This is a genomic window from Candidatus Xiphinematobacter sp. Idaho Grape, assembly GCF_001318295.1.
In the GTDB taxonomy this organism is placed as follows: Bacteria; Verrucomicrobiota; Verrucomicrobiia; order Chthoniobacterales; family Xiphinematobacteraceae; genus Xiphinematobacter.
Genome location: NZ_CP012665.1, coordinates 323116 through 346098, shown reverse-complemented (window position 1 = coordinate 346098; position 22983 = coordinate 323116). Strand labels below are relative to the sequence as shown.

Here is a 22983-nt window from a genome sequence, read left to right as displayed (position 1 = left end):
ACATTATGAATAAGAAACCATGAAAGAATTTGCTTCTCGTGACGTCCTCCTTGACCCACGCGAGGAAGCCTTTGAAGAAGTCAGTATTACCGTCGCTTCCCCAGAAGCTGTCCGCAGATGGAGTAAGGGAGAGGTAAAAAATCCAGAAACCATTAACTACCGTACCTTCAAGCCGGAAAAAGGTGGTCTCTTCTGTGAGAGAATCTTTGGGCCTACTCGAGACTGGGAATGCTCTTGTGGGAAGTATAAGCGGATCAAACACAAGGGGGTAGTTTGTGACCGCTGCGGTGTGGAAGTTACTCTTGCTCGGGTGCGGCGTGAGCGCATGGGGCACATCGAGTTAGCTGTTCCGGTTTCGCATATCTGGTTCTATAAGTGTATGCCTTCACGCATTGGGCTAATGCTAGATATGACTTCCAGACAACTAGAGCGGGTGATTTATTACGAGGACTATATTGTCATTGATCCTGGGAGCACCGACTTGCAACTTTGTCAGCTATTGACCGAAGCGGAATTTATTGAGGTAGAGGAACGTTATGGTGCAACGTTCAGCGCTGCTATGGGCGCAAGGGCTATTCAGAAGCTTCTGGAACAAATTGAGCTCATTAAATTGAACGATGAGATCGAAAAGCAGATGACTTCCACTAGAAGCAAACAACTACGTAAAAAGCTTGCCAAACGCTTGAAACTTGTGCAGGGGTTTGCTACCTCGCGCACACGCCCGGAGTGGATGATCGTGGATGTGCTGCCGGTAATTCCTCCGGATCTGCGTCCGTTGGTTCCGCTGGAGGGAGGACGTTTTGCAACTTCAGATCTTAATGATCTTTACCGTCGTGTTATCAATCGAAATAATCGCCTAAAAACGCTTTTACAGCTCAAAACTCCCGAGGTAATTATTCGCAATGAGAAGCGGATGCTTCAGGAGGCGGTAGACGCCTTGTTTGATAATGGTCGCCATGGCCGTGCTGTAACTGGAGCAGCAAATCGTCCACTAAAGTCTCTCAGTGATATGCTAAAGGGTAAGGGAGGTCGCTTTCGGCAAAATCTCTTGGGAAAGCGAGTGGATTACTCGGGACGTTCCGTCATAGTCATTGGGCCAGAATTACAGCTTCACCAGTGCGGCCTCCCTAAGAAAATGGCTTTGGTTCTCTTTGAACCCTTTATCATTCGACGGCTGAAAGAATTGGGATACGTGCATACTGTACGCAGTGCCAAGAAGATGATTGAACGCCAAACACCAGAAGTGTGGGATATTCTGGATGAGGTAACTAGAGGACATCCTGTGCTTCTGAACCGTGCCCCCACATTGCATCGTCTCTCCATCCAAGCCTTTGAACCTATTCTTATTGAGGGTGAGGCAATCCGGATCCACCCGCTAGTTTGCACTGCCTATAATGCAGACTTTGACGGCGACCAGATGGCGGTCCACGTGCCGCTTTCTGTAGAAGCGCAAATGGAAGCTCGGCTGTTTATGCTAGCTTCCAATAATATTTTCTCTCCCTCTAGTGGAAAGCCAATTACAACTCCCTCCCAAGACATCCCGTTGGGATGCTACTATCTTACACAGAATCCGCGCCAAAGTGTGGCTTATAAGGAGAAAGAACATCCACCTCTTTTTGCAGGACACGCTGAAGTTGAGTTAGCCCTCTCTGGAGGGGCGATCCAAATTCATACTACAATCCGCCTTCAAAACCCAGATTTTGGAAGGCAGACCCCCTACGGAGATTCTAGTACAAAAGTCATTGAAACAACTGCAGGCCGTGTGATTTTCAACCAAATTTGGCCTCAGGAAATTGGTTTTTACAATAAGGTGGCTGGTAAGAAGCAACTTAGCGAAATCATTTGGTGTTGCTATAAGGTCGCCGGCCATCAGAAGACGGTAGAGACGCTTGATCGTCTTAAAGAAGTAGGCTTTTGTGCTGCTACTAAGGCAGGGATCTCGATCGGGATTACAGACATGATTATTCCAAGGGAGAAGACTCCACTCCTAGAACGTGCTTATAGAGAGGTTACCGAAGTGGAAAAGCAATACCATCGTGGTATTATCACGGACGGTGAACGTAAGAACAAGGTGCAAGACATCTGGACTCACACGGGAGAAGAGGTTGCAAATGCCCTCTTCCGAACACTAGAGCATAATGAAGGTCGACATGAAATGAATCCTGTCTATATGATGGTGGACTCTGGTGCGCGTGGAAACCGCACGCAGGTCAAACAGCTTGCTGGCATGCGTGGTCTCATGGCTAAGCCGTCTGGAGAAATCATCGAAAGTCCCATTACATCCAATTTTCGTGAGGGTCTCACTGTACTGGAATACTTCATATCGACACATGGCGCCCGCAAGGGGCTTGCAGACACTGCCTTGAAAACGGCTGACTCAGGCTATCTTACGCGCAAACTCGTTGATGCTGCCCAGGACGTGATTGTCACCTCATATGATTGTGAAACAGCAAACGGTATTACAGTGCGTCCTATCTACGAAGGGGATGAGGAAGTAGTCAGCCTAAGCAATCGCATTGTGGGTCGCACGAGTTGTGAGGCCGTTAAAGATCCAGTGACTGGGAGAATTTTGGTTCGCTCTGGAAATCTCCTTGACGAAGAGATCGCTACTGCCCTGGAAAACATGGGGGTCGAACAGCTTAAGATCCGCTCTGCGCTTACTTGTGAATCGAAGCAGGGCATCTGCGCCAAATGTTACGGAAGAAATCTCGCCACGGGCAGCATGGTAAAACTTGGAGAGGCAGTCGGAATCATTGCTGCTCAGAGTATCGGAGAACCTGGTACTCAGCTTACCATGCGGACATTCCACGTAGGTGGGACTGCCAGTCAAACGTTTAAGCAGCCCATTATCAAGGCTAAGAATGATGGTTGGGTGCGCTTCAATGACCTTCGTACTGTACGTTCCCTTGAAGAGAACTTCATTGTCCTAAACAAGAATGGTACTGTCACCATCCATCAGAAGGATGGGCGTGAACTGGAAAGTCACAACGTTGTGGTTGGTTCTGTCATCTCAATAGCAGATGGATCTTTCGTCAAACGTGGCAGGACGTTCATCCAGTGGGATCCTTATAATGTGCCAATTATTACAGAGAAGTCGGGACGTATTGAATTTCGAGACATGATTCCTGGGGTCACCATTCGAAAACAGGTGGACGAAACAACTGGACTTATGGGCACGATGGTGATCGAGCACAAGGAAGATCTTCATCCTCAGATAGTCATTCTGGATGACCAGGCGATGGTAGTCGTTAGCTATTCTATTCCAGCTGGGGCCCACATTACCGTAACGGAAGGAAGAATTGTTCAAGCCGGCCAGTTGCTCGCGAAAACACCACGAAAGATCGCCAAAACTAAGGACATTACGGGTGGATTACCCAGGGTTGCCGAATTATTTGAAGCACGCCGCCCAAAGGATGCTGCGGAGATTGCGAAGGTAGACGGTACGGTTGAAATTGGTGGGACAGTTCGTGGGAGACGTCGCCTTATCATTACCAACAAGGCAGCAAGCGTGGAAGAGGAACATCTCATTCCGCTTAGCAGGCACATCATTGTTTTTAAGGGGGATTTCGTAAAAAAGGGACAACAACTGACCGAAGGTCCCGTCGTGCCACATGAGGTGTTAGAGGTGTGTGGTCCTCAAGAGCTACAGGAACACCTCCTCAATGAGGTGCAAGAGGTGTATCGACTACAGGGGGTAGAAATTAATGACAAGCATATCGAGATCATTGTGCGTCAAATGCTACGAAAGGTTAAGATCACCGATCCAGGTGACACCTCTATGCTCTGGGGTGATCAAGTGGACCGGCTAGAGTTTAAAGGGGAAAACGACAAAGTCACAGAACAGGGTGGAAAACCAGCTGAAGCCTCCCCTATTTTACTTGGAATTACCAAAGCCTCCCTAGAGACCGACAGTTTTATTTCGGCAGCGTCTTTTCAAGACACTACCCGCATACTTACGGAAGCAGCCACTCTGGGTAAAACAGATTCTCTCCGTGGATTTAAGGAGAACGTTATTATGGGACACCTCATTCCAGCAGGTAGTGGCTTTAAGGCCAACCGTGATCTTGAGCTTATCCTTTTTGGTGAACAGACTGGGTCCCATCCTCCGGAATGCAGTCAGGATCAAACCCTAAAGGTAGACTCCCTTTAGCGAGACTCTATGAATGACCTCTCTCTTTCTCGACCGAAAATGGAACTTATGACTGAACTGCTAGAAGCAGGAGTCCACTATGGGCATCAAACTAAAAGATGGCATCCCAAGATGCGTGACTATATTTTAGAAGAACGCAACTCGATCTACATTATCAACTTAGAGAAGACGGTCGAGCAGTTGGCACAGGCCTCTCTCTTTTTAGGGCAGGTGGTGCAAGGTGGAGGCAGAGTTCTTTTTGTGGGGACAAAAAAACAAGCGCAAGAAGCTGTGAAAGAGGCAGCTATCGCCACTGGCCAATTTTTTGTCAATCAGCGGTGGTTGGGTGGGACATTAACCAATTTAATAACGATTCGGAAAAGTGTTGCCCGTATGCAGAAGCTGGAAGCCCTTGAAGGGAGTGCCGGCTGGTCTCGAATAAACAAGCAAGAAGCTTCTGCTCTCCATCGGGAGTCCATTAAGCTGCATTCCAATCTCGACGGGATCGCTGAAATGGAAACGCTGCCTGATGCAATTGTTGTTATTGACACTCTCTGTGAAAAAATTGCCATATCCGAGGCCAACCGCCTCCGCATTCCAATCGTTGCCGTTGTAGATACCAACAGCAATCCCTCCTGTATCGATTATCCCATTGCTGGCAATGATGATGCTATCCGATCAGTCCGAATGATTTTACAGATGCTGGTGGACGCCATCTATCAAGCCTCTCAGCTGAGAGGCAAGGTAAGCGGCGTAGAGCCAGATTCTACTATTGCCGGATAAACTTAAGAAGATGTTACATGGTTCTGGCCTCTCCCCTGTATCCACATTGGCAGGAGGAGGTTGGATCGGCGCATTCCGTTATGGCTGAAATAATTACCGCAAGACTTGTTAAGGACCTTCGCGAAAAGACTAATGCAGGTATAATGGACTGCAAGCGTGCTCTCGTTGAGGTAGGTGGGAATATTGCTAAGGCAGAAAACCTTCTTCGTGAAAAAGGCATTGCGTTTGCCGAAAAGAAATTTTCTCGCACGGTGCAGGAGGGCATTGTAGCATCCTACATCCATCTACAGGGAAAGGTTGGAGTGCTTGTTGAAGTTAATTGTGAGACCGACTTTGTCGCTAAAAATGAAACCTTTCGTGAGTTTGTAAAAGACATCACTCTGCACATTGCGGCTTCCCATCCGATCTATCTAAAGCGTGGGGAGGTGCCCACTCACATAGTTGAGCGCGAGCGCAGAGTCTACGCCGCTCAGGTTCAGGGTAAGCCTGTTCGTGTGGTGGAGAAGATCGTAGAAGGAAAACTAGACAAATTCTACTCCACGGTTTGTCTGCTTGAACAAGCTTTTGTAAAATACCCTGATTCTACTATCCAGGAACTTGTGAATAAACAAATTGCAAGGCTAGGGGAAAATATTGTGATTCGCCGTTTTGTCCGCTATGCAGTTGGCGAAGAGCTTTCTCCGGAAAACGAAAGTCAAAGTGTTTCTTCTTCTTAGGAAATATCGATAAAAGATCAAAGGGACAAAGGGAACAGCGCTCACGAAGATCATAAGTTTGCAGGGAGCGTATTCACATCGTACGCGTCGCAACTCTTACTAACTAGATAACTTTCGTGCAATCAGTGGCCTGTAGAAAGGCACTCACCAGACTATGGCACTTCCTTTCCGGTTAAGGCTCAAAGGCTATGCGCAAAACAAAAATCGTCTGCACCCTAGGCCCAGCGACAGATTCTGAAGAAAAGATCTCTGAACTAATTGAAGCTGGATGCAACATTTTTAGGATAAACATGAGCCACGCTGTCCATGGCTGGGTGTATAAAGTAGTTCAAAGTATCCGCAAGGTTGCTACCAAGAAGGGGAAAGTGGTTGGCATTCTGCTCGACACTCAAGGTCCAGCCATTCGAACTGGTGACTTAAGTAGTCCTCTCCATCTTAAGATGGGGAACATCGTAGAATTTACAGTTCGTGGCACTAGCAAAAAAGAAGTCTACTCTGTGGATGTCAACTATAATGGCTTAGCCCAAGATGTATCTGTAGGAAGTACTCTCCTTGTAGACAATGGCGTGATTCGTATGCAAGTGCTCGCAAAGCAAGAGAACAGGATACGTTGCAAAGTGCTGACTCCGGGGATCTTAAGATCGCGTAGACATATCAATCTCCCAGGTGTTCGAGTTAGTATACCACCTTTAACCGAGAAGGATCTCGCGGACATTAAATTAGGCATGGAGATAGGAGTAGACTTTGTAGCTCTCAGTTTCTGTCGGGAAGCAAGCGACATTCAGGAGCTCCGTAAAATCCTCCGTCAACATGGGAGTGTTGCCTCTATCATTGCGAAGATTGAGGACCAGCATGCTGTACAGGTTATCGATGAAATTATTCGTGAAGCAGATGCCATCATGTTGGCCCGTGGTGATCTTGGTATTGAGTGTCCAATGGAGGAACTTCCTATTATTCAGAGGAGTGTTACCAGACGCTGCTTACAGATTGGACGGCCTGTGATCGTTGCTACTCATATGCTGGAGTCCATGACTAAAAATCCCCTTCCGACCCGTGCAGAGATCATAGACGTCGCGTACGCTGTTTTCGAACAGGTAGACGCAATCATGTTAAGCGGAGAAACCAGCATAGGAAGGTATCCAGTGGAATGCGTACGCACTTTTGATCAGATTGCTTGCCGGGTCGAAAGTGATAATAAAACTTTCCGAGCTCAGGAGATGACCGCTGTAGATTGCAAACAGGAGTTGATAAAATCAGCGATAGTTTTGGCCAATTCTCTTCCTAATTCAAAGCTGATCGTCTTCACCCGACGTGGTGTAATGGCTTACTACGTAAGTCACCTTCGATTGATAGGAACCTCGGTATTTGCCTTCTCCCCCAACGAGGAAGTGGTACGCCAGTTGATGTTGAATTGGAATATTTTTCCTATCCATATGCCATTTGCAAGCTCCCCGGACCATACTGTCACAAATGCAGAGAATCTGCTCAAGCAGCGTGGCCTAATTCAAACAGGTGACCAACTTGTAATCGTCAGCGACATCCTGATAGGAGGGAACACTTTCCACTCCATTCAGCTGAGGACCGTCTTCTAGATAGTCATCTTAAGTTCTCCCACCTCTTTCGTAAAGATTCTTGTCTCGCAGCCTGCGCTTCAGCATCACGCACAGTTTCGCTAAATTCCATTGCATCTTTGTTATCATTAACAGAGACATCTAGAATGTGGGCCGTACTAAATTCGTCTGCTAACTCCCATTGCTAGGTTCTCTTCCTAGCTCTTCCCTCATCTGCAAAGCTATGCGATGCATTTTCGAAATCTTACCTGCTGGGTGGAACAGGTTAGGCGAAAGGTTTGGTCTTTTGACTTAGTTAACGACGGACGGCCTATAATTTGGATGTTTTGGTCACCTTGCCAAAAACTGATACCCTGCGAGTTGTAACTGCCTATAATGATGCCAAAGCGCTGAGCGGATATCTTTTCCCTCAGGCATTGTCGAAACCCCATTCCTGTGGATGCGACTAGCAGCTAACACAGTTTTCAGTTCTATTATAACAATCGGAAGGCAAACAATTCCCAGTGCTGATAACAGCTTCTTGCCACAGATGCCTCCCTTTGGTAGGATGGTCCTGGCGCCCCACCCATTAATTAATGGGTGGGGCGGAGTGTGTTAATGGGAAAGCCTTAACGTCCAATGGGAGGGTATGAATAAAAGGATGACTCTTGATAGAAACTGGGAGAGAGTAACTTTCCGTGTGGAAGACAATGGCAAATCAGGATTTTTGGCGCTAGCGATTTTTATTCCTCCACAAGCACTTGACGCCCTCGCTCCTGTCCCCAACTCTACTTGCTCTTCTGCACTAACCTTTGAAGAATGAATATCCACGAATACCAAGCCAAACAGTTGTTTGAAAAATTCCAAGTGGCTACTCCTAAAGGAGCTCCAGCGTCTACCTCAAACCAGGCACGTGAAGTTGCTGCCGAACTAGGTGTGCATCGTTTCGTTGTTAAAGCGCAAATTCACGCGGGAGGGCGTGGAAAAGGTGTATTTATAAACGGATTTTGCGGAGGGGTCCACCTTTGCAACTCAACGGAACAAGTTGCTGAAGTGACTTCTCAAATGTTAGGCAATACTCTAGTTACTTGTCAGACTGGATCGGAGGGACAGATTGTTCATCAGGTGCTTATAGCTGAAAGTGTGGAGATTAGTAAGGAATGTTACCTTGCAATTGTCGTGGATCGCGAGACGAGCGTTCCGCTTTTAGTTGCTAGCCCAGAGGGGGGGGTAGAAATCGAAAATATGGTTGAGAGATCTTCTGAAAAAATCTTCCGTGAGCCTGTGCACCCTTTAATGGGTCTACAGACTTATCAAGCACGAAATTTAGCGTATCGGCTTGGCTTTAAGCACTCAAAGATTACTGAGGCTACTGCTTTCTTTCTTCGCCTTTTTAACTTTTTTGTTTCCTTTGATTGTGCCCTTGTAGAAGTTAATCCGCTTGTATCAACGATGGATGGCAGAGTCCTTGCTTTGGATGCAAAGTGCAGCTTCGACGATAACGCACTTTTTCGGCATCCAGATGTTACGGCTCTACGCGATCTTGCAGAGGAGGATTTCCGTGAAGTAGAAGCCTCTAGGTTTAACCTAAACTACGTTAGACTGGACGGAAACGTCGCTTGTCTAGTAAATGGTGCAGGGCTGGCCATGGCAACGATGGATATTATCAAATATTATGGAGGTAGTCCTGCTAATTTCCTTGATGTCGGTGGTAGTGCAAGTGAAGAACAGGTAACAGCAGCCTTCAAAATTCTTATTAGTGATAAAAGTGTCAAGGCAATCCTAGTAAACATTTTTGGGGGTATTATGAGATGCGATATTATCGCCCAAGGAATTCTTAACGCTGTGCGTACAGTGGGCTTATCTGTACCGCTCATTATCCGCTTGGAAGGTACTCATGGAGAGTTTGGAAAAAAATTGCTTGTAGAGTCCCACCTCCCTATTATTGCGGCGGATAGCTTGGCTGATGCTGCCCAGAGAGCAGTGGTGGCGGCCCAAACATCTCTGCCTTTGCCGTAAGTAACCGTAGAATCCTTTTTAGGAAAAAAGTGTGGCAATCTTGATTAACAAGAATACTCGCCTGCTGGTGCAGGGGATCACAGGGAAGTCTGGTTCCTTTCACGCGCGTGGTTGCATGGAATATGGAACCAATGTCGTGGCTGGGGTGACTCCAGGGCATGGAGGAGAAACTTTTGATTCTAAAGTGCCGATATTTGATACTGTAGAGGAGGCGCGGAAGAATACTGGATGTGACGCCACAATGATCTTTGTACCGGGCCCATTTGCTGCTGATGCAGTGCTGGAGGCGGCTGCATCAGGCGTGAGGCTTATTGTCTGTATTACTGAAGGTATTCCTGTTATGGATATGGTACGAGTAATGGCAATATTGAAGGATAAAGAGTGTCGGTTAGTCGGGCCTAACTGCCCAGGCATTATAACGCCTGGGCAGTGTAAGATCGGCATTATGCCTGGCTATATCCACAAACCAGGCTCCATTGGAATTATCTCTCGCTCCGGGACTCTTACTTACGAGGCTGTCTGGCAATTAACAGGACGTGGCTATGGACAGAGCACGTGTATTGGCATCGGGGGCGATCCTATCCAGGGGACTTCACACCTAGAGGCTCTCAAGATGCTGCACGATGACCCAGAGACACAAGGAATTGTTCTCGTTGGAGAAATTGGGGGTACAGCAGAGGAGGAAGCCGCTACTTGGGCAAAAGAACATGGTGAAAAACCTCTCGCTGCCTTTGTTTCCGGTGCAACCGCACCAGCTGGGCGACGCATGGGACATGCCGGAGCCATTATTTCCAGAGGAAGGGGGACTGCACAGAGTAAGATAGAGGCCCTAGAACAGGCTGGTTTCCACATAGCTAGATCACCTGCGGATATTGCAGAAGCTCTGATTCAGGCCTTAAAAGCTAATAAGTAGTAGCTGTGTTAGCAAACCCTTACATGTTTACGACAGCCTGCGTTCCTTCACTCTCTCGGCTCTTCACGGCTAGGAAAGAGTTGTATGCTACATAATATAATGGGGGTTGTCCCAGCGCTACCGTGACAATTACTACTGCCAAAGGGCTAGAGGGGATCGTTGCAAACAGCACCACCATTAGTGATGTGTTGGGAGAAAAAGGAATTCTGATCTATGCTGGGTATGATATCAACGAACTGGCCGGTAAAGTCAGTTATGAAGAGGTGGTATATTTGCTCTGGCACGGGAGATTACCTGACCAAAATGAACTTAATCACCTCAAGGCTGATTTGAGCCATTGCCGCAGGTTACCTGAAGGAGTGCTGAGTTTTATTATGGGAGCACCGAAAGACGCTAATCCCATGGATATACTCCGTACAGGCATATCAATGATGGGGCTCTATGACAGGGTGAAGAAGGGTGGTGCCGAAGCTGATCAGAAGCGGGCTATTGATATCACAGCTGCGGTAGCAATTATAGCCGCTTACTTTCACCGTGCCCGCCAAGGCAAAAGTCTGCCTCCAATTCGTGAAGACCTTGGAGAGGCTGCCCACTTTCTTTATTTACTCAATGCAGAGGAGCCCTCAGCTGAGGTAGTAAATGCATTAGATCTCGCCTACGTGCTCCATGCCGATCACGGTATGAACGCTTCTACTTTCTCTGCACGCGTTACCATTTCTACCTTGAGTGATATTTACTCTGCTATTACTTCCGCTATTGGTACTCTCAAGGGACCTCTCCACGGCGGAGCTAATGAGGGTGTCATTCACATGCTCCTCGAAATCGAGAGTCTAGATCGGGTGGATGATTGGGTCGGGGAGCGTCTTGCTCAAAAAAAGAAAATTATGGGTATTGGCCACCGTGTTTACCGTACATTAGATCCTCGTGCTCCACATCTACGGCAAATGGCTCTTAAGCTTTGTAATAGGCTGGGCGAGAAGAAGTGGATCCAAATGTCTGAACGCATTGCTGCTATCATGAAGGCAAAGAAAGGCCTTCATGCTAACGTTGATTTTTATTCGGCTACGGTCTATTACTCCCTGGGCATTCCAACCGATATGTTCACTCCTGTCTTCACCATCGCACGCACGGCTGGATGGACGGCTCACATCCTGGAGCAGCTCGCGGATAATCGGCTCTATCGGCCGCTAAGCGAGTATACCGGACCAGTTCCTGGGAAAAAGGTAAAGCCTATCGGGCAGCGCTAATAATAGAAAGAGGGTATGTGGATTTATGTATACAGTATCGTCTGATCATGATGATCCGATAAACGCTCGGATTTTAGAAGTCTCTGAGGATCAAATCTCTGGGTTTTTTAGAGAGCCGTTTAGAGAAATTTCCCTCCGTAGCGGTGTAGATTTGGCGGTTGTACTAGAAAGAATTCGAACTATGCTGAAGATGGGTACCATCCGCAGGGTACGTCAGACTTTGCTTGCTAACCGCATAGCAGAGGGGGCGCTTGTGGCTTGGAAGATTTCTGGGGAGAAACTGGATTCTGCCTTTGATTTTATGTTCCAAGAAGATCCGTTCTCAGGCCATGTTGTCGTCCGTTCTGCTGACGCAGGAACTCCAGGTGGATCCTATCGACTCTGGACAACGTTAAAGGTCCCTCTTGGTGAATCGTTAGAATCTCACTGTAATATTCTCTTGTGTAGGACGGGTGCGGAGAGCTTTCGACTTATGCGAGCCAAGGGGATCTTCACTCTTGGTGTTGGGCATGTTCGGCGCAAGTCCATCCAGCCTGGTGATAAGTCTGCCAGCTCGGCAAAGATGTTAGTGACTTCTACATCTCCCGTTACTCCGCTGGAGTGGAAAGTTCTCTTAGCTCTAAAGGAAGAATTTTCTCCTGAAGAAATTTGCGAACCTGCCTGGGAAAGGAGGATTTGCCGGCTAGGCCTAAAAGCAGAGGATTTTTTCCGGATAGCTAAGTCTTTAGAATCACGCAAGTTTATCGGACGATTTTCCACATTTCTTGAACATGTAAAACCCTCTCAGAGTGGCAAGCGTGTTACTCGCTTTAATGCCCTCTTCCACTGGGCGGTCCCTGCAGGATTTGAAGAAAGGGCTGGGGCGGAGGTAGGGCGCCACGAAATTCTTACTCATTGCTACTGGAGAGAAGCTGGTCCAGAGTTCAATAACGTAAATATCATGGCCGTGGCGCATGGTACGCGCAAGGAGGTACTACTTGCCCACAAGACGTCTATCGATCAACATCTACAGTCCGTGGGTATCCCCGTCCGTTACACCAATATATTTTGGGGAGGTCGTAGTGAGATCAAACCGTCGGAAATTTCGCCGTTTGTCCATGCCAAGTGGATAGAGAAAATGCATCGACTGCCCTAATTCCCCTTACTTTTTTAGCAGGCGGTTAGCTCAGCGGTAGAGCGACTGGTTTACACCCAGTAGGTCGGGGGTTCGAGACCCCCACCGCCTATGAGGGAGTATATTGTGATCTTTCCCAAGATGCCGTTATATTTTTCCTCGGGACGATGTCTTATCGCTTCCCAAATCGGAAAATTTTTCCAAAAGAAAGGTGATAGCTTCTTCTTTGGAAGAAAGAAGACCTTCAAGTTGAGCATTATAGGCAGCCTCTAGTGCTATTCTAAATTGAGGACCAGGCTTCCAGTCAAGAGCGAGGAGGTCCTTACCACTGATCAATGCAGTGGGTGCAAGAGGCGCATGGGAGAACTCTGCGCACTTCGCGATAAGGAATTCGTAGTTGCTGAGCGAGCCATGACTGCTCAAACAATCTATGCGGTGGAGTTCTAACTCATCTTTGAAGCTGTGTCGCGCAAGGAAGCGTTTCAGTGTAGAAGGACGCATGTTTTGCACATCTTTAAAAGCCATATGATTGCGAATGAGAGTTTGAGTGACCTCAATTTCTGTATTAGAGTAGCGCAAGCGTTTCATGATTTTGTAGGCCATTTCAGCACTGAGTTTCTCATGAGTGTTAAAGCGTATGCGCCCAGCTTGGTCCTCTTGCATAGTACCAGGCTTTCCGATATCATGGAAAAGGGTGGCTAAGGCTAAATGGAGTGGCACTTGTGCGTGGAGCAAGGCGAGCATTAAGCGCGTATGGATAAAAACATCTCCTTCTGGGTGGAACTCTGGGGGCTGTTTGCAGCCTTTTAGAGCTTCTACTTCAGGGAGTAGAAAACTAAGCACGCCACTTTTGTCTAACAGATCGAAGCCTTGCATTCGTCTTGGGGAAAGCAGAATCCGGTTAAGCTCTTCACGGATGCGTTCAGCGCTAATCTCATTGAGATTGGAAGCACAGATGGTTAATGCTTTCCACGTGTTTGAATGAATCTGGAAGTCTAAAGTTGACGCGAGACGTATAGCACGCATAACGCGTAAGCGGTCCTCCTCAAAACGGTCTGTTGCATTCCCAATGCAACGAATTATCCCCTTCTCTAGGTCCTCCCGTCCTCCAACATAGTCAAGGATACAACCCTCAAAAGGGTCCTCGAAAAGCCCATTTACAGTGAAATCTCTCCGGAAAGCATCTTGCTCAGGAGTCCCAAAGGAAATTTCTCTGGGATGGCGATGATCTACATAACTCCCTTCTGCGCGAAAGGTAGCTACCTGAAACGGACTACCCTGTTCGACGACTAGCACGACTCCAAATTGAGCGCCTATGGGTAGTGTTTTCTCAAAGAGAGATTGTACTTGATCAGGACGGGCATCAGTAGCGACATCGTAGTCGTGTGGTGGGATTCTGAGGAGTTGATCGCGTACGCATCCTCCTGCAAAGAGGGCTGTGTGGCCGGCGTGTCGGAGTCTAGAAACAATCCGGATGGCGAGTTGCCGAAGGTGTTGCGAATACTCGGGAGTGCTCATGGAACAAGGGAGCGCGCTTATTCTGCAAGGCGGAGGATTCTAAAGAGAGCTGGTTGGAAGTTTGGCTCGTGCTTTATAGGTTGCTGCCGCTCCATTTTAATTTTTGGCTGAGTACCTGAGAGAAGTCTCTCTCCGGAAGCATAGCCAGCGGAAGGGCTGTGTGGGCCTTGGTAAGACGGAGTGTTTCTCCAGGAGACATCCGGTGAGTGGCCTGTCCATCGATGGAAACATTTATCTCCTGTTCCGGAATAAGGAGACGGACTTCGATCACTGAATGATCACTTACTACGGTAGATCGGTTAGTCAGCACATGTGGACAAATTGGGGTAATAACAAACACGCCAGATTCTGGCATGAGAATTGGACCTCCCGCCGCAAGAGAATATGCAGTAGAACCAGTCGGGGTGGCAATGATCAGACCGTCTGCGTAATAATTGGTCAGCACGTTATTATTAATAAGTACTGTGAGACGAACAAGTTGAGAACGTGATCCTCTGCTGATTACAATGTCGTTTAGTCCCATCCCATTAAAAGTGGGCTGTGAAACGATTTTACTTTCGATCTCCAAGGACAACATGGAACGATAGCTGAGCACAAAACTTCGACGGATGATGCATTCAATGGCTCGATTAATTTCTTGTGGTCCAAGGCAGGTGAGAAATCCCAAGGATCCAGTGTTGATTCCAAATATGGGGGGAAAATGGGGTGTCATACGATGGACAGCCCGCAGAATAGTTCCATCTCCTCCGAATACGACGACAAGGTCACATCTGGAAATCTTTTCCGTACTGCCGTGACATTTTTCTCCCATAACAGTAGCTGTGGACTCTTCTAATAGGAATTTTACTCCAACCGCTCTTAGGTTTTCTACAAACTGCTGGATAAGTGAAAGCGATTTCGCCTCCGGTTTGGGGATGTGCGCAATAAGACCAATCATACTGGACAAAGGTGGGCAAAAAATTCCTTATTGCCTCCCCTGCCGACAATAGGAGATTCCGTCATTCCCATCCAGCGAGCACGAGAAAACCCCGTAGCAAAGGCATAAACCTTCCCTATGGCTTCCAAGTGAGCTGTTGGATCACGGACAATGCCACCTTTTCCCACCCGCTTCCTGTCTAATTCGAACTGTGGCTTGATTAAAATAATCATATGACCCGTTGATGCAAGTATCCTGAGCACGGGCGGTAAAATTAGCGTCAGGGATATGAAGCTGACGTCCACAACAATGATTTCCACAGAGTCCGTAAAGTCAGAATACTGCAAGTAACGCGCATTGATTCCCTCATGGGTAATAACATGAGGATTTTTTCTCAAGCTCCAATGGAGTTGGCCCCGTCCTACGTCAATGGCATGCACCAACCTAGCATTGTGTTTTAAGAGACAGTCAGTGAAGCCTCCTGTTGAGGAACCTACATCCATGCAGATCTTACCGCCGGCATCTATCACAAAATAGTCAAGGGCGTATTCCAACTTCTCTCCACCACGACTCACATAACGCTGGTGAGTTTTGATTTTTATGGTTATATCTGCAGAAACGAATGTACCTGGTTTAATGTTGACTGGGAGCGGGAGCGATCCCTCCGTTTGTACATCACCAGCTAGAATGGCACACTGGGCCCTTTCCTTGGACTCAAAAAGGCCGCGACTGACAAGGAGAGAATCCAAACGAAGGTGCTTCATAGATGAAATTGACCACTCTCCTAAAGAGGATCAACTAGACAAATCCAGGTCTGTAATGACGTCCGGCTTCGAAATGGATGAAATGGCGAAAGGGATGTTAAAGTCCATGCTGATCCAGTAGGCCTTCATAACTTTCATAAAAGCAGGGAGAGACAGAAACTCTCTTTGGAGGAAGAAACTCTAACAGCTGTCTTGGACACTCGATGGTGGCTTGCGGTTTTCTTTCTTGTAGCACTTTGTAGCTGTTATATCCCCAGCCCACTGCGATTACTGGAACCTTTGTTTGCTGAGCAGCCTCTACGTCACGAGTTTCATCTCCAATAAAGATAATTTCCTGAGCAGACAACCGGTTTCGGCGTAGGATGGCTCTGATTTCACGCGCCTTTCCGAAAAGGTGAGATGAGCTGTGAGTGAATGAGAAAACTTCCAAACAGTGGCGATGAAGGAAGGCACGCACGTTTTCCTCAGAGTTGGACGTAAGAATCCCCATAGGAATGCCTCGATCCTGAAGTTCGTGCAAAAGTTCTGGTACGCCACGGATCGGAAGAATGTTCTCAATTCGAGAGTGGAGCAGCCGAAAGCCCCTGAGAGAAATCTTTGGTAGGTGCACTGTGGAAATTCCCAAGTATCTCATAAACTGACGGGTATTCATTCCTCTCGCAACCTCAACTTCGCTACCCAGGAGTGGACGATACCCGAACTCAGCAGCCATCTCATTGAAGATGCAAAGACTGGATTGAAAAGTATCAGCAATAGTACCGTCGAAGTCAAAAACCAGAAGCTTTGGGCTTCTAGGGATTTGAACATCGAAAGGGCGATGGGGCCACCTATGGCAGATCCTCCTCGAGACTAACTTAGTAAACTGTTTCAAGCGGCGGAAATAGTTTCCATGGTCCCTTTAAAACTCACTGGCTCTGGTTCTAAACCAAAGTTAGTGGTAGATAGATTTTGAATGCATTGCAGCTCCTCTCTGGTGAGAGAGGGAGAGTCGGGGGCGGCCGCAAACTCATGCAGCTGGTCAGCGTTATAAATATTGGGCAGAGTGGAGGCCACCCGATCCTCTGCTAGCAACCAAAGAAGAGCAGCTTGAGCAAGAGTACGGTTTTCCAATTCCAGAAAACGCAGCTGCTCCACCTTTTTGATTCCATTAACGAGCCAACTCTTGGGGCGATGGCTTCGATGATCACCAGGTTGGAACACAGTATCTTCCCTGTAGTGTCCCTCCAACATACCAGAAGAGTGGGGGACACGGACAAAAAAACGAGTTTGAGCATTTCCCTCCTGGGCCGCTCTGTGGATGGCAGAACCTGGATATTGCTCCAGAATGTTGTAAATGTGCTGGAGGACAGCTGGGTTACGGCGCTGAACTGCCAGAACACCTTCTGCCAGCCAGCCAATGGCCGGCCCAAGGGACACGCCATAGAGGCGAATTTTCCCCTGGGAACGCAAGTTCTCTAGCGTTTCCCAAAGTTCGTCGTCATGTACCTGCTCCATGTGGATGTTATGTAACTGCAGAATATCAATGGTTTCTGTACCTAGACGACAAAGTGCGGCATCCGTAGCTTGCCGAATGGCCTCGGCCTTAAAATCCTGAGGGATTGCACGCTGTCCACGGCGGTCATTACCATGCTCAAGGAAATTGTAACCTACCTTAGTAGCAATAACGATTTGTTCACGTTCTGTCCCAAATGCTTGTCGAATAAGATCTTCACTCCTGCCGTTTCCATAAGTGTCAGCTGCGTCGAAAAGCGTAATCCCTAGGTTAAAGGCCTCGCGCAAAAGCCGTATGGCTTCCATGTCAGAGTAATTCCCCCACCAACCTGTAGAAACCGTCCACATTCCAAAGCCAACTTCGCTTACTTGGAGCCCACTAGGTAGTTTGCGATACTTCATAATACTCGCGAGTTTAAACTTAAATATTGGCTGCAAGCCAGAATCTTCTAGGCAAAGTGCTCACTGCATACTTTTCTCGAAAAGCTGCGATCGATTTCTTTCGAACGAGTATAATCCTCCCAAACATAGCCTCATGACAGTCGACATGCATCTATTTTGGAATCTTTGCGTCACTGGGATGGTATACTGTGTCTCTTCCTACGGCCCATTTTCCTGTAGCTCTAGCCTACTGTGGGCTACCGAAATGCGGGGGGCTTGGATTCCTTCGGTTTACAATCTAGATTTTCCTTCCCGTAAGAACATGGAACCGGTTGAACAGCTTAAAGAAATCCGTCACCTCGTAGCTGTAGCTGCACGCTGCCGCTTAAACAATATTTTTGTGCAGGTACGTTCAGAGAGTGATGCTCTGTATTCTTCATCTATTGAACCATGGAGCCGATTTTTAACTGGTAGACAAGGACGCACTCCAGGATTTGATCCGCTTCAAGTCTTCATTAGAGAAGCTAAACTCAGAGGTATTGCTGTCCATGCATGGATCAACCCCTATCGGGTGGCAACCAACGCAACAAATTCGTTCGACAGAAAACATGTTAGCCAATCTCTAGCGCCTCATATAAGACGGGTAGGCAACCTCCTTTGGATGGACCCATCCAGTGTCGCAGCCCAAAATCATATACTGAGAGTGGTGAAGGACCTCATTTCCCGTTACAATCTGGCAGGAATCCATCTAGACGACTACTTTTACCCATACCCAAACCGGCTTCTTGGTCCTTTTCCTGACGCTCAGGCCTACCTGTCTTACCGTACCTTAGGGGGACAATTGGAGATCGGAGACTGGCGGCGCCAGAACATCAACAGACTAGTACATAAGTTAAGCATACTTATTCACCAAGAGCGGCCCGGTATGAAGTTCGGTATTAGCCCATTTGGTATCTACACTAGGGGCAGTCCATCTACGGTAGAAGCAGATTTAGATCAACTAAATTGCTTATATTCGGACCCAGTCTTTTGGATGTGTCATGGGTGGGTAGACTACATCGCTCCCCAATTGTACTGGAAGGAAGGCGGTCCACGGAGTTTTAGTACACTATTAAAGTGGTGGCGCAGCCAGAAAATTAACCCCCACGGAATCCCGATCTATCCTGGAATCACTCTGGAGCGCTTAGCACAGAGAAATAGCTGGCCAGTATCAGAAATTGTGCTTCAAATGCGCCTCGAAAAGGCCACGCGCCCCCGGGGAAAAGGTGGATTCATCCTATGGCGCCTGCACCAATTGGTAACAGACGTTAAAGGGATCTCTTCCATCGTTGCTCGTGAATGAAGCTGAAAACCGGCACAGTTATGTAAGAAAGGACTGATAAAGACCGAGGGGCGATGGAAAGACAATGAGAATTGAAAACAACGAGACGCCAAAATTCGCCAAAACCCAGTGGTACCCACACGATGAGGCGCGAAACTGGATCCAGAGCTTAATTCCAAATGCAGATAAGGAGGGAGAAAGTTATGCTTATGCTAATGACCCATCCTCTCTGCGGGATAATTGGGAATTGAATCAGGTTCTAGATTGGGGAACGACTGGTTTACGATGAAGGTCTTGTAGTTGTGCAGGGAGTGCAGTAGCGACGACCTTAGAAGGCTCTGCGACTTTCTCTACTGGTTTTTCAGCAGTTTTCCCCGGTTTTTCAGTAGGCTTCCTAGCCTTGTTGGGGCTAACTTCCGATTTCCCTACAAAAGTGGCCCCCTCTTCAATCTGCATGCGTGCGGCTATGAGATCACCAGTAAGCTGAGAACTGGATTTCAATTCACATTTTTCAGTTACAGTAATGTTTCCCATTACAGTCCCGTGGATAATGGCTGCTTTAACTCTTACCTCTCCCTTGATGAAAGAATTTTTCCCTAGAATCAAATCTCCCTCCGAAACAATTTCACCTTCAATTTTTCCGTCAAAGATTAGCTCACCCTTAAAGTGAAGTGTACCTTTGATTTCTACTTCACTAGTGAGTATATTTTTTCTCGTTTGGTGGGTTTGGTCTTGTACGTCGTGGGTAAGGCTATTGAGGTTCATGTTACCAGTATAAGCAGCTTACGGGCATTGGTTCCATATGGTGGGCTGATATGGTGGTGGCGCCTCTTGGTCTCTTGGTGTGCCATGCGCCCCATCATATCCCTCCTTCGGGGTTTCAGTAAAGCCCGCCGCGAAAGGAAAGTTTCCCGTAACTCTCACCCTGGGGCGTGAGGAGAGCGCCTTAGGCATCCTGTAGTGATCCATAAGGTGGACTGTGTTCTGTATTCTGACACCGTCAGGTGGATGCCGCGTCGCATTCGCATATCTTGCATATACTATTTGCATTAGCTCTCTGTCTACAGGTTATGACGGTGACTGTAAGTGTGATCCTTCCCTCGAAGGGAATTCAACAAAACTAATGTTTTTGGCACGTTTTTATTTCTGTCAACCTTTCATAGTAGATAGAAAGCTAGAAAGCCTAAGTACTAAGAGAGCTCTACGTTAGCTATGTATAACCAGGTTATTCTCAGCTATTGCCGATTGCAAAGGTGTGCAGCAGGTGTTTTTCACCTTCTCTGGTCATTCGTCGACTTTTACAGTTCAACAAGAAATTGTTGGCTGCTTGCGCTTCGCCTTCCAAGCAAACTACAAGAACAGCCCATGAAGCTATAACGACTTTAGTTTTACATTCCCAGGTCCACAAGCAGAAGCATTCTCTGAGAGTCTTTGTAGAGTGCCCCGCAGGTAGCCCAACTGTATCTACATGGCATGGCATTCTTCTAAGAAGGAGGGTCTCTTCTCTCCCTCAACTGTTGCCAACTGTAAACAGCGCTGGTGTGACACCATGGTGCTAACCACCCGTTTAGAGGGAACCCCATCAGGAGCATAAAAACCAGGAAACTTATGGAGAAGCAGCGTTACCGTAACAAACACTATAGGGAAGTGAGAGTATAAGCCGAAAACCTACCTCCCGCCTGAGATAGAAGTGATCCATAACTTAATATTTGCCATTCCCAGATGAATAACAGATACATCGTAACCCCTACCTGTACTGCGTGCTCTGCTGGCAGAGAAAATAGTAGGGGTACTAATCGCAACTTTAGAATATAAGCACGATGACTTTTTATGCGCCGGTCTTAGTAGCTACTTTTCCGTTGAAGGCGGAATCTGCCTACCGGTTCTTTCCGACGGAATCACTAAGCTTCACTGCCTGGCTTAGCAATTCTATTTTGGTTTCTGTCCTAGTTACTGGGGCAGTACTTCTATTTGCCTATCGATTTGCTACCAGGCTGCGTGTAATTCCTGGAGGAATGCAAAATTTTTTTGAGGCAATAGTGGAAATCACCCTTAATGTTATTGAGGGAATTATTGGTAGACGCATGGCACAGAAAGCTTTCGGATTTCTTGCCTCATTATTTCTCTTTATCCTTTTCTCAAATTGGTTCGGCCTGCTACCCGGCGTTGGTACTGTTGGATGGGGATCTAAGGCAGGTTTTTTAACTGTGAGTGAGGTGGAAATTCCTCTGCTTCGACCGACTACAGCGGACCTAAACATGACTCTTGGATTAGCTACAGTAGCGATGTACTTCTGGTTTCTATGGACCGTCCAGGAAGTGGGATTTTTTGGTCTTGTTAAGGCCCTCTTTGAAGTAAAGGGTGGTGTTAAAGGGGTACTTTCTCTTGTATTAAGCCCTATTTTTCTCTTTGTTGGAGTTCTAGAGGTTATTTCCATCCTTGTCCGTCCTATGTCCCTGTCTTTACGCCTTTATGGCAATGTTTATGCGGGAGAAATCTTGATGCGTACCATGACGGACTTGGGGAACAGCCTTGGCTTCTCACAGTGGGTGTCTGCCCTAATGAGTGTAGTAGTACCAATTCCCTTTTACTTTTTGGAACTGCTAATCGGATTTCTCCAGGCTGTAGTATTTACGCTTCTAATTGCGGTATATATTCAGCTTTCCACAGTCCACTCAGAATGACACAGTTAAGACTCCCCCTTTGAGGAAAGTGTTTCTATGGCTGTTGGTCAGCGTATTCTTCTGTACAAGCTGTTTTTCGCGTTCAAGGCGTTTTAACCGCTTGAAGTCCGTAAATCTTATCCCTAAAAACATCAGAATCCTATGTTAACTCAAATTCTTGCAGAAGCAGCTACTACTTCAGGACTCACTGGCAGTCTCACACTAGGTATGGCAGGAGCTGGAGCAGCGTTAGGTATCGGTTGGATCGGTGCCAAAATGGTAGAGGCCGTTGGCCGCAATCCAGGAACTTTTGGACGCGTGCTGGCACTCGGTATTCTTGGAATTGCACTAGCGGAATCTATTGCCATATATGCCTTGATTTTGGCTTTCCAGGGACGCTAGTGAGAACTCCAGTGGGCTTTGAATGTGAGGATCAGAAGATATCGTACGTGGTGCCATGCTTTCTCCCTTGAAGGGGGGCCTCCCGACCCATGGGCGCAATTGACCATATTCTCAAGCAGTTTGGGGTGGACTGGCCCCACTTTGCAGCACAAGTTGTTCTTTTTCTGACAGCCTATTTCACTCTGGATCGACTCGCTTTTAAACCTGTACTTAAGATACTGTCTGATCGGCAGAAGCTTATCGAAGAAGCTAAGCTAAATGCAGAGAGGGCAAAAAGCCTCATGGATGAGGCCGAACTTCACCGCCAGGCAATTCTTCGTAAGGCAAATGAGGAGGCACAAGTCCTTTTTAGGGAGATACAGGCAGCTTCCAAGATTCAAGCACAAAGAGCACTTCAGCAAACAAAACAGGAGGCCGAGTCAATGATTGTACGAGCAGGGGAAACTATTGCTGGCGAACGTGCAAGAATGATAAAGGAAGTCAAGGAGCAGACGGCTATTTTAGTAGTAAAGACGACTGCTAAGGTTGTCGGTAAAGTGCTAACTGACGAAGATCAAAAACGTTTATCTGCAGAGGTGTTGCGTGTAGTGACTAGTTGATTGAAAGTACCCCAGCTGTGAAAGTAAAGAAGGCAGGTCGTATTCTCTCTAGAAAGCTCTTTCTCTTGTGTGTGAACCAGGGGAAAGTGGCGGAGGGTTGTGTTTTTGCAGTGGTAGATGCTTTGATAAAAGAGAAGCCGCGTCAGTATCTTCAAATCTTGCGTGAACTGACGAGGCGGATTCGCTTAGCACTTGCTGATAGTCAAGCTAGGGTACAGAGCGCGGTGCCTCTTTCTTCCAGAGAGAGATCACTCATTAAAAAAAGGCTTATATCCTTTTATGACAAAGATTTGGAGGTACAGTTTGAGGACAACGCTGAGGTATTGGGAGGCCTACACATTCAGATTGGCAGCGAGGTATGGGATGGTACAGTCCTGAGCTATTTGGGGCGTGTTTCTTCGTTTCTTCTAGATCTAGATACCTAGCCGTCACCCGTTTTCTACTTTTTACCTCTCAT

At 47.3% G+C, this 22983-nt stretch carries 20 protein-coding genes and 1 tRNA gene; 15 read left to right on the top strand and 6 right to left on the bottom strand.

Translation table 11 applies throughout. The features are described 5' to 3' along the window. Positions 1-19: 19 nt before the first annotated feature. The 10 genes from rpoC (at position 20) to AMD24_RS01580 (ending at position 12583) form a co-directional block, all read left to right on the top strand. The gene (gene rpoC, locus AMD24_RS01620) at positions 20-4150 is read left to right on the top strand and encodes a DNA-directed RNA polymerase subunit beta' (RefSeq protein WP_062100381.1); all 4131 of its coding nucleotides are present in this window, start codon (positions 20-22) and stop codon (positions 4148-4150) included. Positions 4151-4159: 9 nt separating this feature from the next. Next, positions 4160-4912, top strand: a complete 753-nt coding sequence (gene rpsB / locus AMD24_RS01615; protein WP_235503201.1) for a 30S ribosomal protein S2 — start codon at positions 4160-4162, stop codon at positions 4910-4912. An 80-nt stretch (positions 4913-4992) separates the two neighbouring features. Next, positions 4993-5628 (top strand): translation elongation factor Ts, encoded by a 636-nt coding sequence (gene tsf, locus AMD24_RS01610; RefSeq protein WP_062100849.1) that lies wholly within the window; start codon positions 4993-4995, stop codon positions 5626-5628. 188 nt (positions 5629-5816) lie between these two features. Further along, positions 5817-7220 carry a pyruvate kinase gene (pyk, locus tag AMD24_RS01605; protein ID WP_062100379.1) on the top strand — a complete coding sequence of 468 codons (1404 nt, stop codon included), beginning with the start codon at positions 5817-5819 and terminating at the stop codon, positions 7218-7220. A 607-nt stretch (positions 7221-7827) separates the two neighbouring features. Further along, the gene (locus AMD24_RS04395; RefSeq protein ID WP_158404335.1) at positions 7828-8001 is read left to right on the top strand and encodes a hypothetical protein; all 174 of its coding nucleotides are present in this window, start codon (positions 7828-7830) and stop codon (positions 7999-8001) included. Continuing rightward, positions 7998-9197 (top strand): ADP-forming succinate--CoA ligase subunit beta, encoded by a 1200-nt coding sequence (sucC, locus tag AMD24_RS01600; protein WP_062100378.1) that lies wholly within the window; start codon positions 7998-8000, stop codon positions 9195-9197. Before AMD24_RS04395 ends, sucC begins: the two co-directional genes overlap by 4 nt. 31 nt (positions 9198-9228) lie before the next feature. Continuing rightward, positions 9229-10110, top strand: a complete 882-nt coding sequence (gene sucD, locus AMD24_RS01595) for a succinate--CoA ligase subunit alpha (protein ID WP_062100377.1) — start codon at positions 9229-9231, stop codon at positions 10108-10110. 122 nt (positions 10111-10232) lie between these two features. Further along, on the top strand, positions 10233-11357 hold the full coding sequence (locus AMD24_RS01590) for a citrate/2-methylcitrate synthase (RefSeq protein ID WP_235503200.1): 1125 nt from the start codon (positions 10233-10235) through the stop codon (positions 11355-11357). A 25-nt stretch (positions 11358-11382) separates the two neighbouring features. After that, positions 11383-12492: an Lrp/AsnC family transcriptional regulator gene (locus AMD24_RS01585; protein WP_062100376.1), complete on the top strand. Its 1110-nt coding sequence runs from the start codon at positions 11383-11385 to the stop codon at positions 12490-12492. A gap of 19 nt (positions 12493-12511) precedes the next feature. Beyond that, positions 12512-12583, top strand: a tRNA-Val gene (locus AMD24_RS01580). Between the two features lie 35 nt (positions 12584-12618). Here the strand turns inward: AMD24_RS01580 and AMD24_RS01575 are convergent. The 5 genes from AMD24_RS01575 to AMD24_RS01555 form a co-directional block, all read right to left on the bottom strand. Continuing rightward, on the bottom strand, positions 12619-13989 hold the full coding sequence (locus AMD24_RS01575; protein WP_062100375.1) for a CCA tRNA nucleotidyltransferase: 1371 nt from the start codon (positions 13987-13989) through the stop codon (positions 12619-12621). Positions 13990-14062: 73 nt separating this feature from the next. After that, on the bottom strand, positions 14063-14926 hold the full coding sequence (locus AMD24_RS01570) for an NAD(+)/NADH kinase (RefSeq protein ID WP_062100374.1): 864 nt from the start codon (positions 14924-14926) through the stop codon (positions 14063-14065). Continuing rightward, positions 14923-15669, bottom strand: coding sequence for a TlyA family RNA methyltransferase (locus AMD24_RS01565; RefSeq protein ID WP_062100373.1), 747 nt, complete (start codon positions 15667-15669; stop codon positions 14923-14925). Before AMD24_RS01565 ends, AMD24_RS01570 begins: the two co-directional genes overlap by 4 nt. Before the next feature lie 97 nt (positions 15670-15766). Continuing rightward, positions 15767-16540, bottom strand: coding sequence for an HAD-IA family hydrolase (locus AMD24_RS01560; protein WP_062100372.1), 774 nt, complete (start codon positions 16538-16540; stop codon positions 15767-15769). Further along, positions 16537-17562, bottom strand: a complete 1026-nt coding sequence (locus tag AMD24_RS01555; RefSeq protein ID WP_062100371.1) for an aldo/keto reductase — start codon at positions 17560-17562, stop codon at positions 16537-16539. Before AMD24_RS01555 ends, AMD24_RS01560 begins: the two co-directional genes overlap by 4 nt. 133 nt (positions 17563-17695) lie before the next feature. Here AMD24_RS01555 and AMD24_RS01550 point away from each other — a divergent pair, with 133 nt between their 5' ends. Then, entirely contained in the window at positions 17696-18883 is a 1188-nt protein-coding gene (locus tag AMD24_RS01550) for a glycoside hydrolase family 10 protein (protein WP_082383000.1), read from the top strand. Between the two features lie 231 nt (positions 18884-19114). Here the strand turns inward: AMD24_RS01550 and AMD24_RS01545 are convergent, their stop codons facing one another. Further along, entirely contained in the window at positions 19115-19627 is a 513-nt protein-coding gene (locus AMD24_RS01545; RefSeq protein WP_082382999.1) for a bactofilin family protein, read from the bottom strand. 1055 nt (positions 19628-20682) lie between these two features. On the opposite strand from AMD24_RS01545, the gene atpB reads away from it, so the two are divergent. The 4 genes from atpB to AMD24_RS01520 all read left to right on the top strand — a co-directional run bounded on the left by atpB (position 20683) and on the right by AMD24_RS01520 (position 22951). Further along, positions 20683-21546 carry a F0F1 ATP synthase subunit A gene (gene atpB, locus AMD24_RS01535; protein ID WP_082382998.1) on the top strand — a complete coding sequence of 288 codons (864 nt, stop codon included), beginning with the start codon at positions 20683-20685 and terminating at the stop codon, positions 21544-21546. Between the two features lie 141 nt (positions 21547-21687). Then, a complete protein-coding gene (locus AMD24_RS01530; protein WP_062100367.1) occupies positions 21688-21927 on the top strand; it encodes an ATP synthase F0 subunit C in 240 nt (79 codons plus the stop codon). Positions 21928-22016: 89 nt separating this feature from the next. Further along, positions 22017-22526, top strand: coding sequence for a F0F1 ATP synthase subunit B family protein (locus AMD24_RS01525; RefSeq protein ID WP_062100366.1), 510 nt, complete (start codon positions 22017-22019; stop codon positions 22524-22526). Next, the gene (locus tag AMD24_RS01520; protein ID WP_062100365.1) at positions 22523-22951 is read left to right on the top strand and encodes a F0F1 ATP synthase subunit delta; all 429 of its coding nucleotides are present in this window, start codon (positions 22523-22525) and stop codon (positions 22949-22951) included. Before AMD24_RS01525 ends, AMD24_RS01520 begins: the two co-directional genes overlap by 4 nt. Positions 22952-22983: the final 32 nt, after the last annotated feature.

Bases quoted from the DNA above. Each gene is read 5' to 3' on its own strand.
- rpsB (WP_235503201.1), top strand. From the start codon at position 4,160: ATGAATGACCTCTCTCTTTCTCGACCGAAAATGGAACTTATGACTGAA.
- sucC (WP_062100378.1), top strand. From the start codon at position 7,998: ATGAATATCCACGAATACCAAGCCAAACAGTTGTTTGAAAAATTCCAA.
- tsf (WP_062100849.1), top strand. From the start codon at position 4,993: ATGGCTGAAATAATTACCGCAAGACTTGTTAAGGACCTTCGCGAAAAG.
- AMD24_RS01550 (WP_082383000.1), top strand. From the start codon at position 17,696: ATGACAGTCGACATGCATCTATTTTGGAATCTTTGCGTCACTGGGATG.
- pyk (WP_062100379.1), top strand. From the start codon at position 5,817: ATGCGCAAAACAAAAATCGTCTGCACCCTAGGCCCAGCGACAGATTCT.
- AMD24_RS01525 (WP_062100366.1), top strand. From the start codon at position 22,017: ATGGGCGCAATTGACCATATTCTCAAGCAGTTTGGGGTGGACTGGCCC.
- AMD24_RS01585 (WP_062100376.1), top strand. From the start codon at position 11,383: ATGTATACAGTATCGTCTGATCATGATGATCCGATAAACGCTCGGATT.
- rpoC (WP_062100381.1), top strand. From the start codon at position 20: ATGAAAGAATTTGCTTCTCGTGACGTCCTCCTTGACCCACGCGAGGAA.
- AMD24_RS01570 (WP_062100374.1), bottom strand. From the start codon at position 14,926: ATGATTGGTCTTATTGCGCACATCCCCAAACCGGAGGCGAAATCGCTT.
- AMD24_RS01545 (WP_082382999.1), bottom strand. From the start codon at position 19,627: ATGAACCTCAATAGCCTTACCCACGACGTACAAGACCAAACCCACCAA.
- AMD24_RS01565 (WP_062100373.1), bottom strand. From the start codon at position 15,669: ATGAAGCACCTTCGTTTGGATTCTCTCCTTGTCAGTCGCGGCCTTTTT.
- AMD24_RS01530 (WP_062100367.1), top strand. From the start codon at position 21,688: ATGTTAACTCAAATTCTTGCAGAAGCAGCTACTACTTCAGGACTCACT.
- atpB (WP_082382998.1), top strand. From the start codon at position 20,683: ATGACTTTTTATGCGCCGGTCTTAGTAGCTACTTTTCCGTTGAAGGCG.
- AMD24_RS01575 (WP_062100375.1), bottom strand. From the start codon at position 13,989: ATGAGCACTCCCGAGTATTCGCAACACCTTCGGCAACTCGCCATCCGG.
- AMD24_RS01555 (WP_062100371.1), bottom strand. From the start codon at position 17,562: ATGAAGTATCGCAAACTACCTAGTGGGCTCCAAGTAAGCGAAGTTGGC.
- AMD24_RS04395 (WP_158404335.1), top strand. From the start codon at position 7,828: ATGAATAAAAGGATGACTCTTGATAGAAACTGGGAGAGAGTAACTTTC.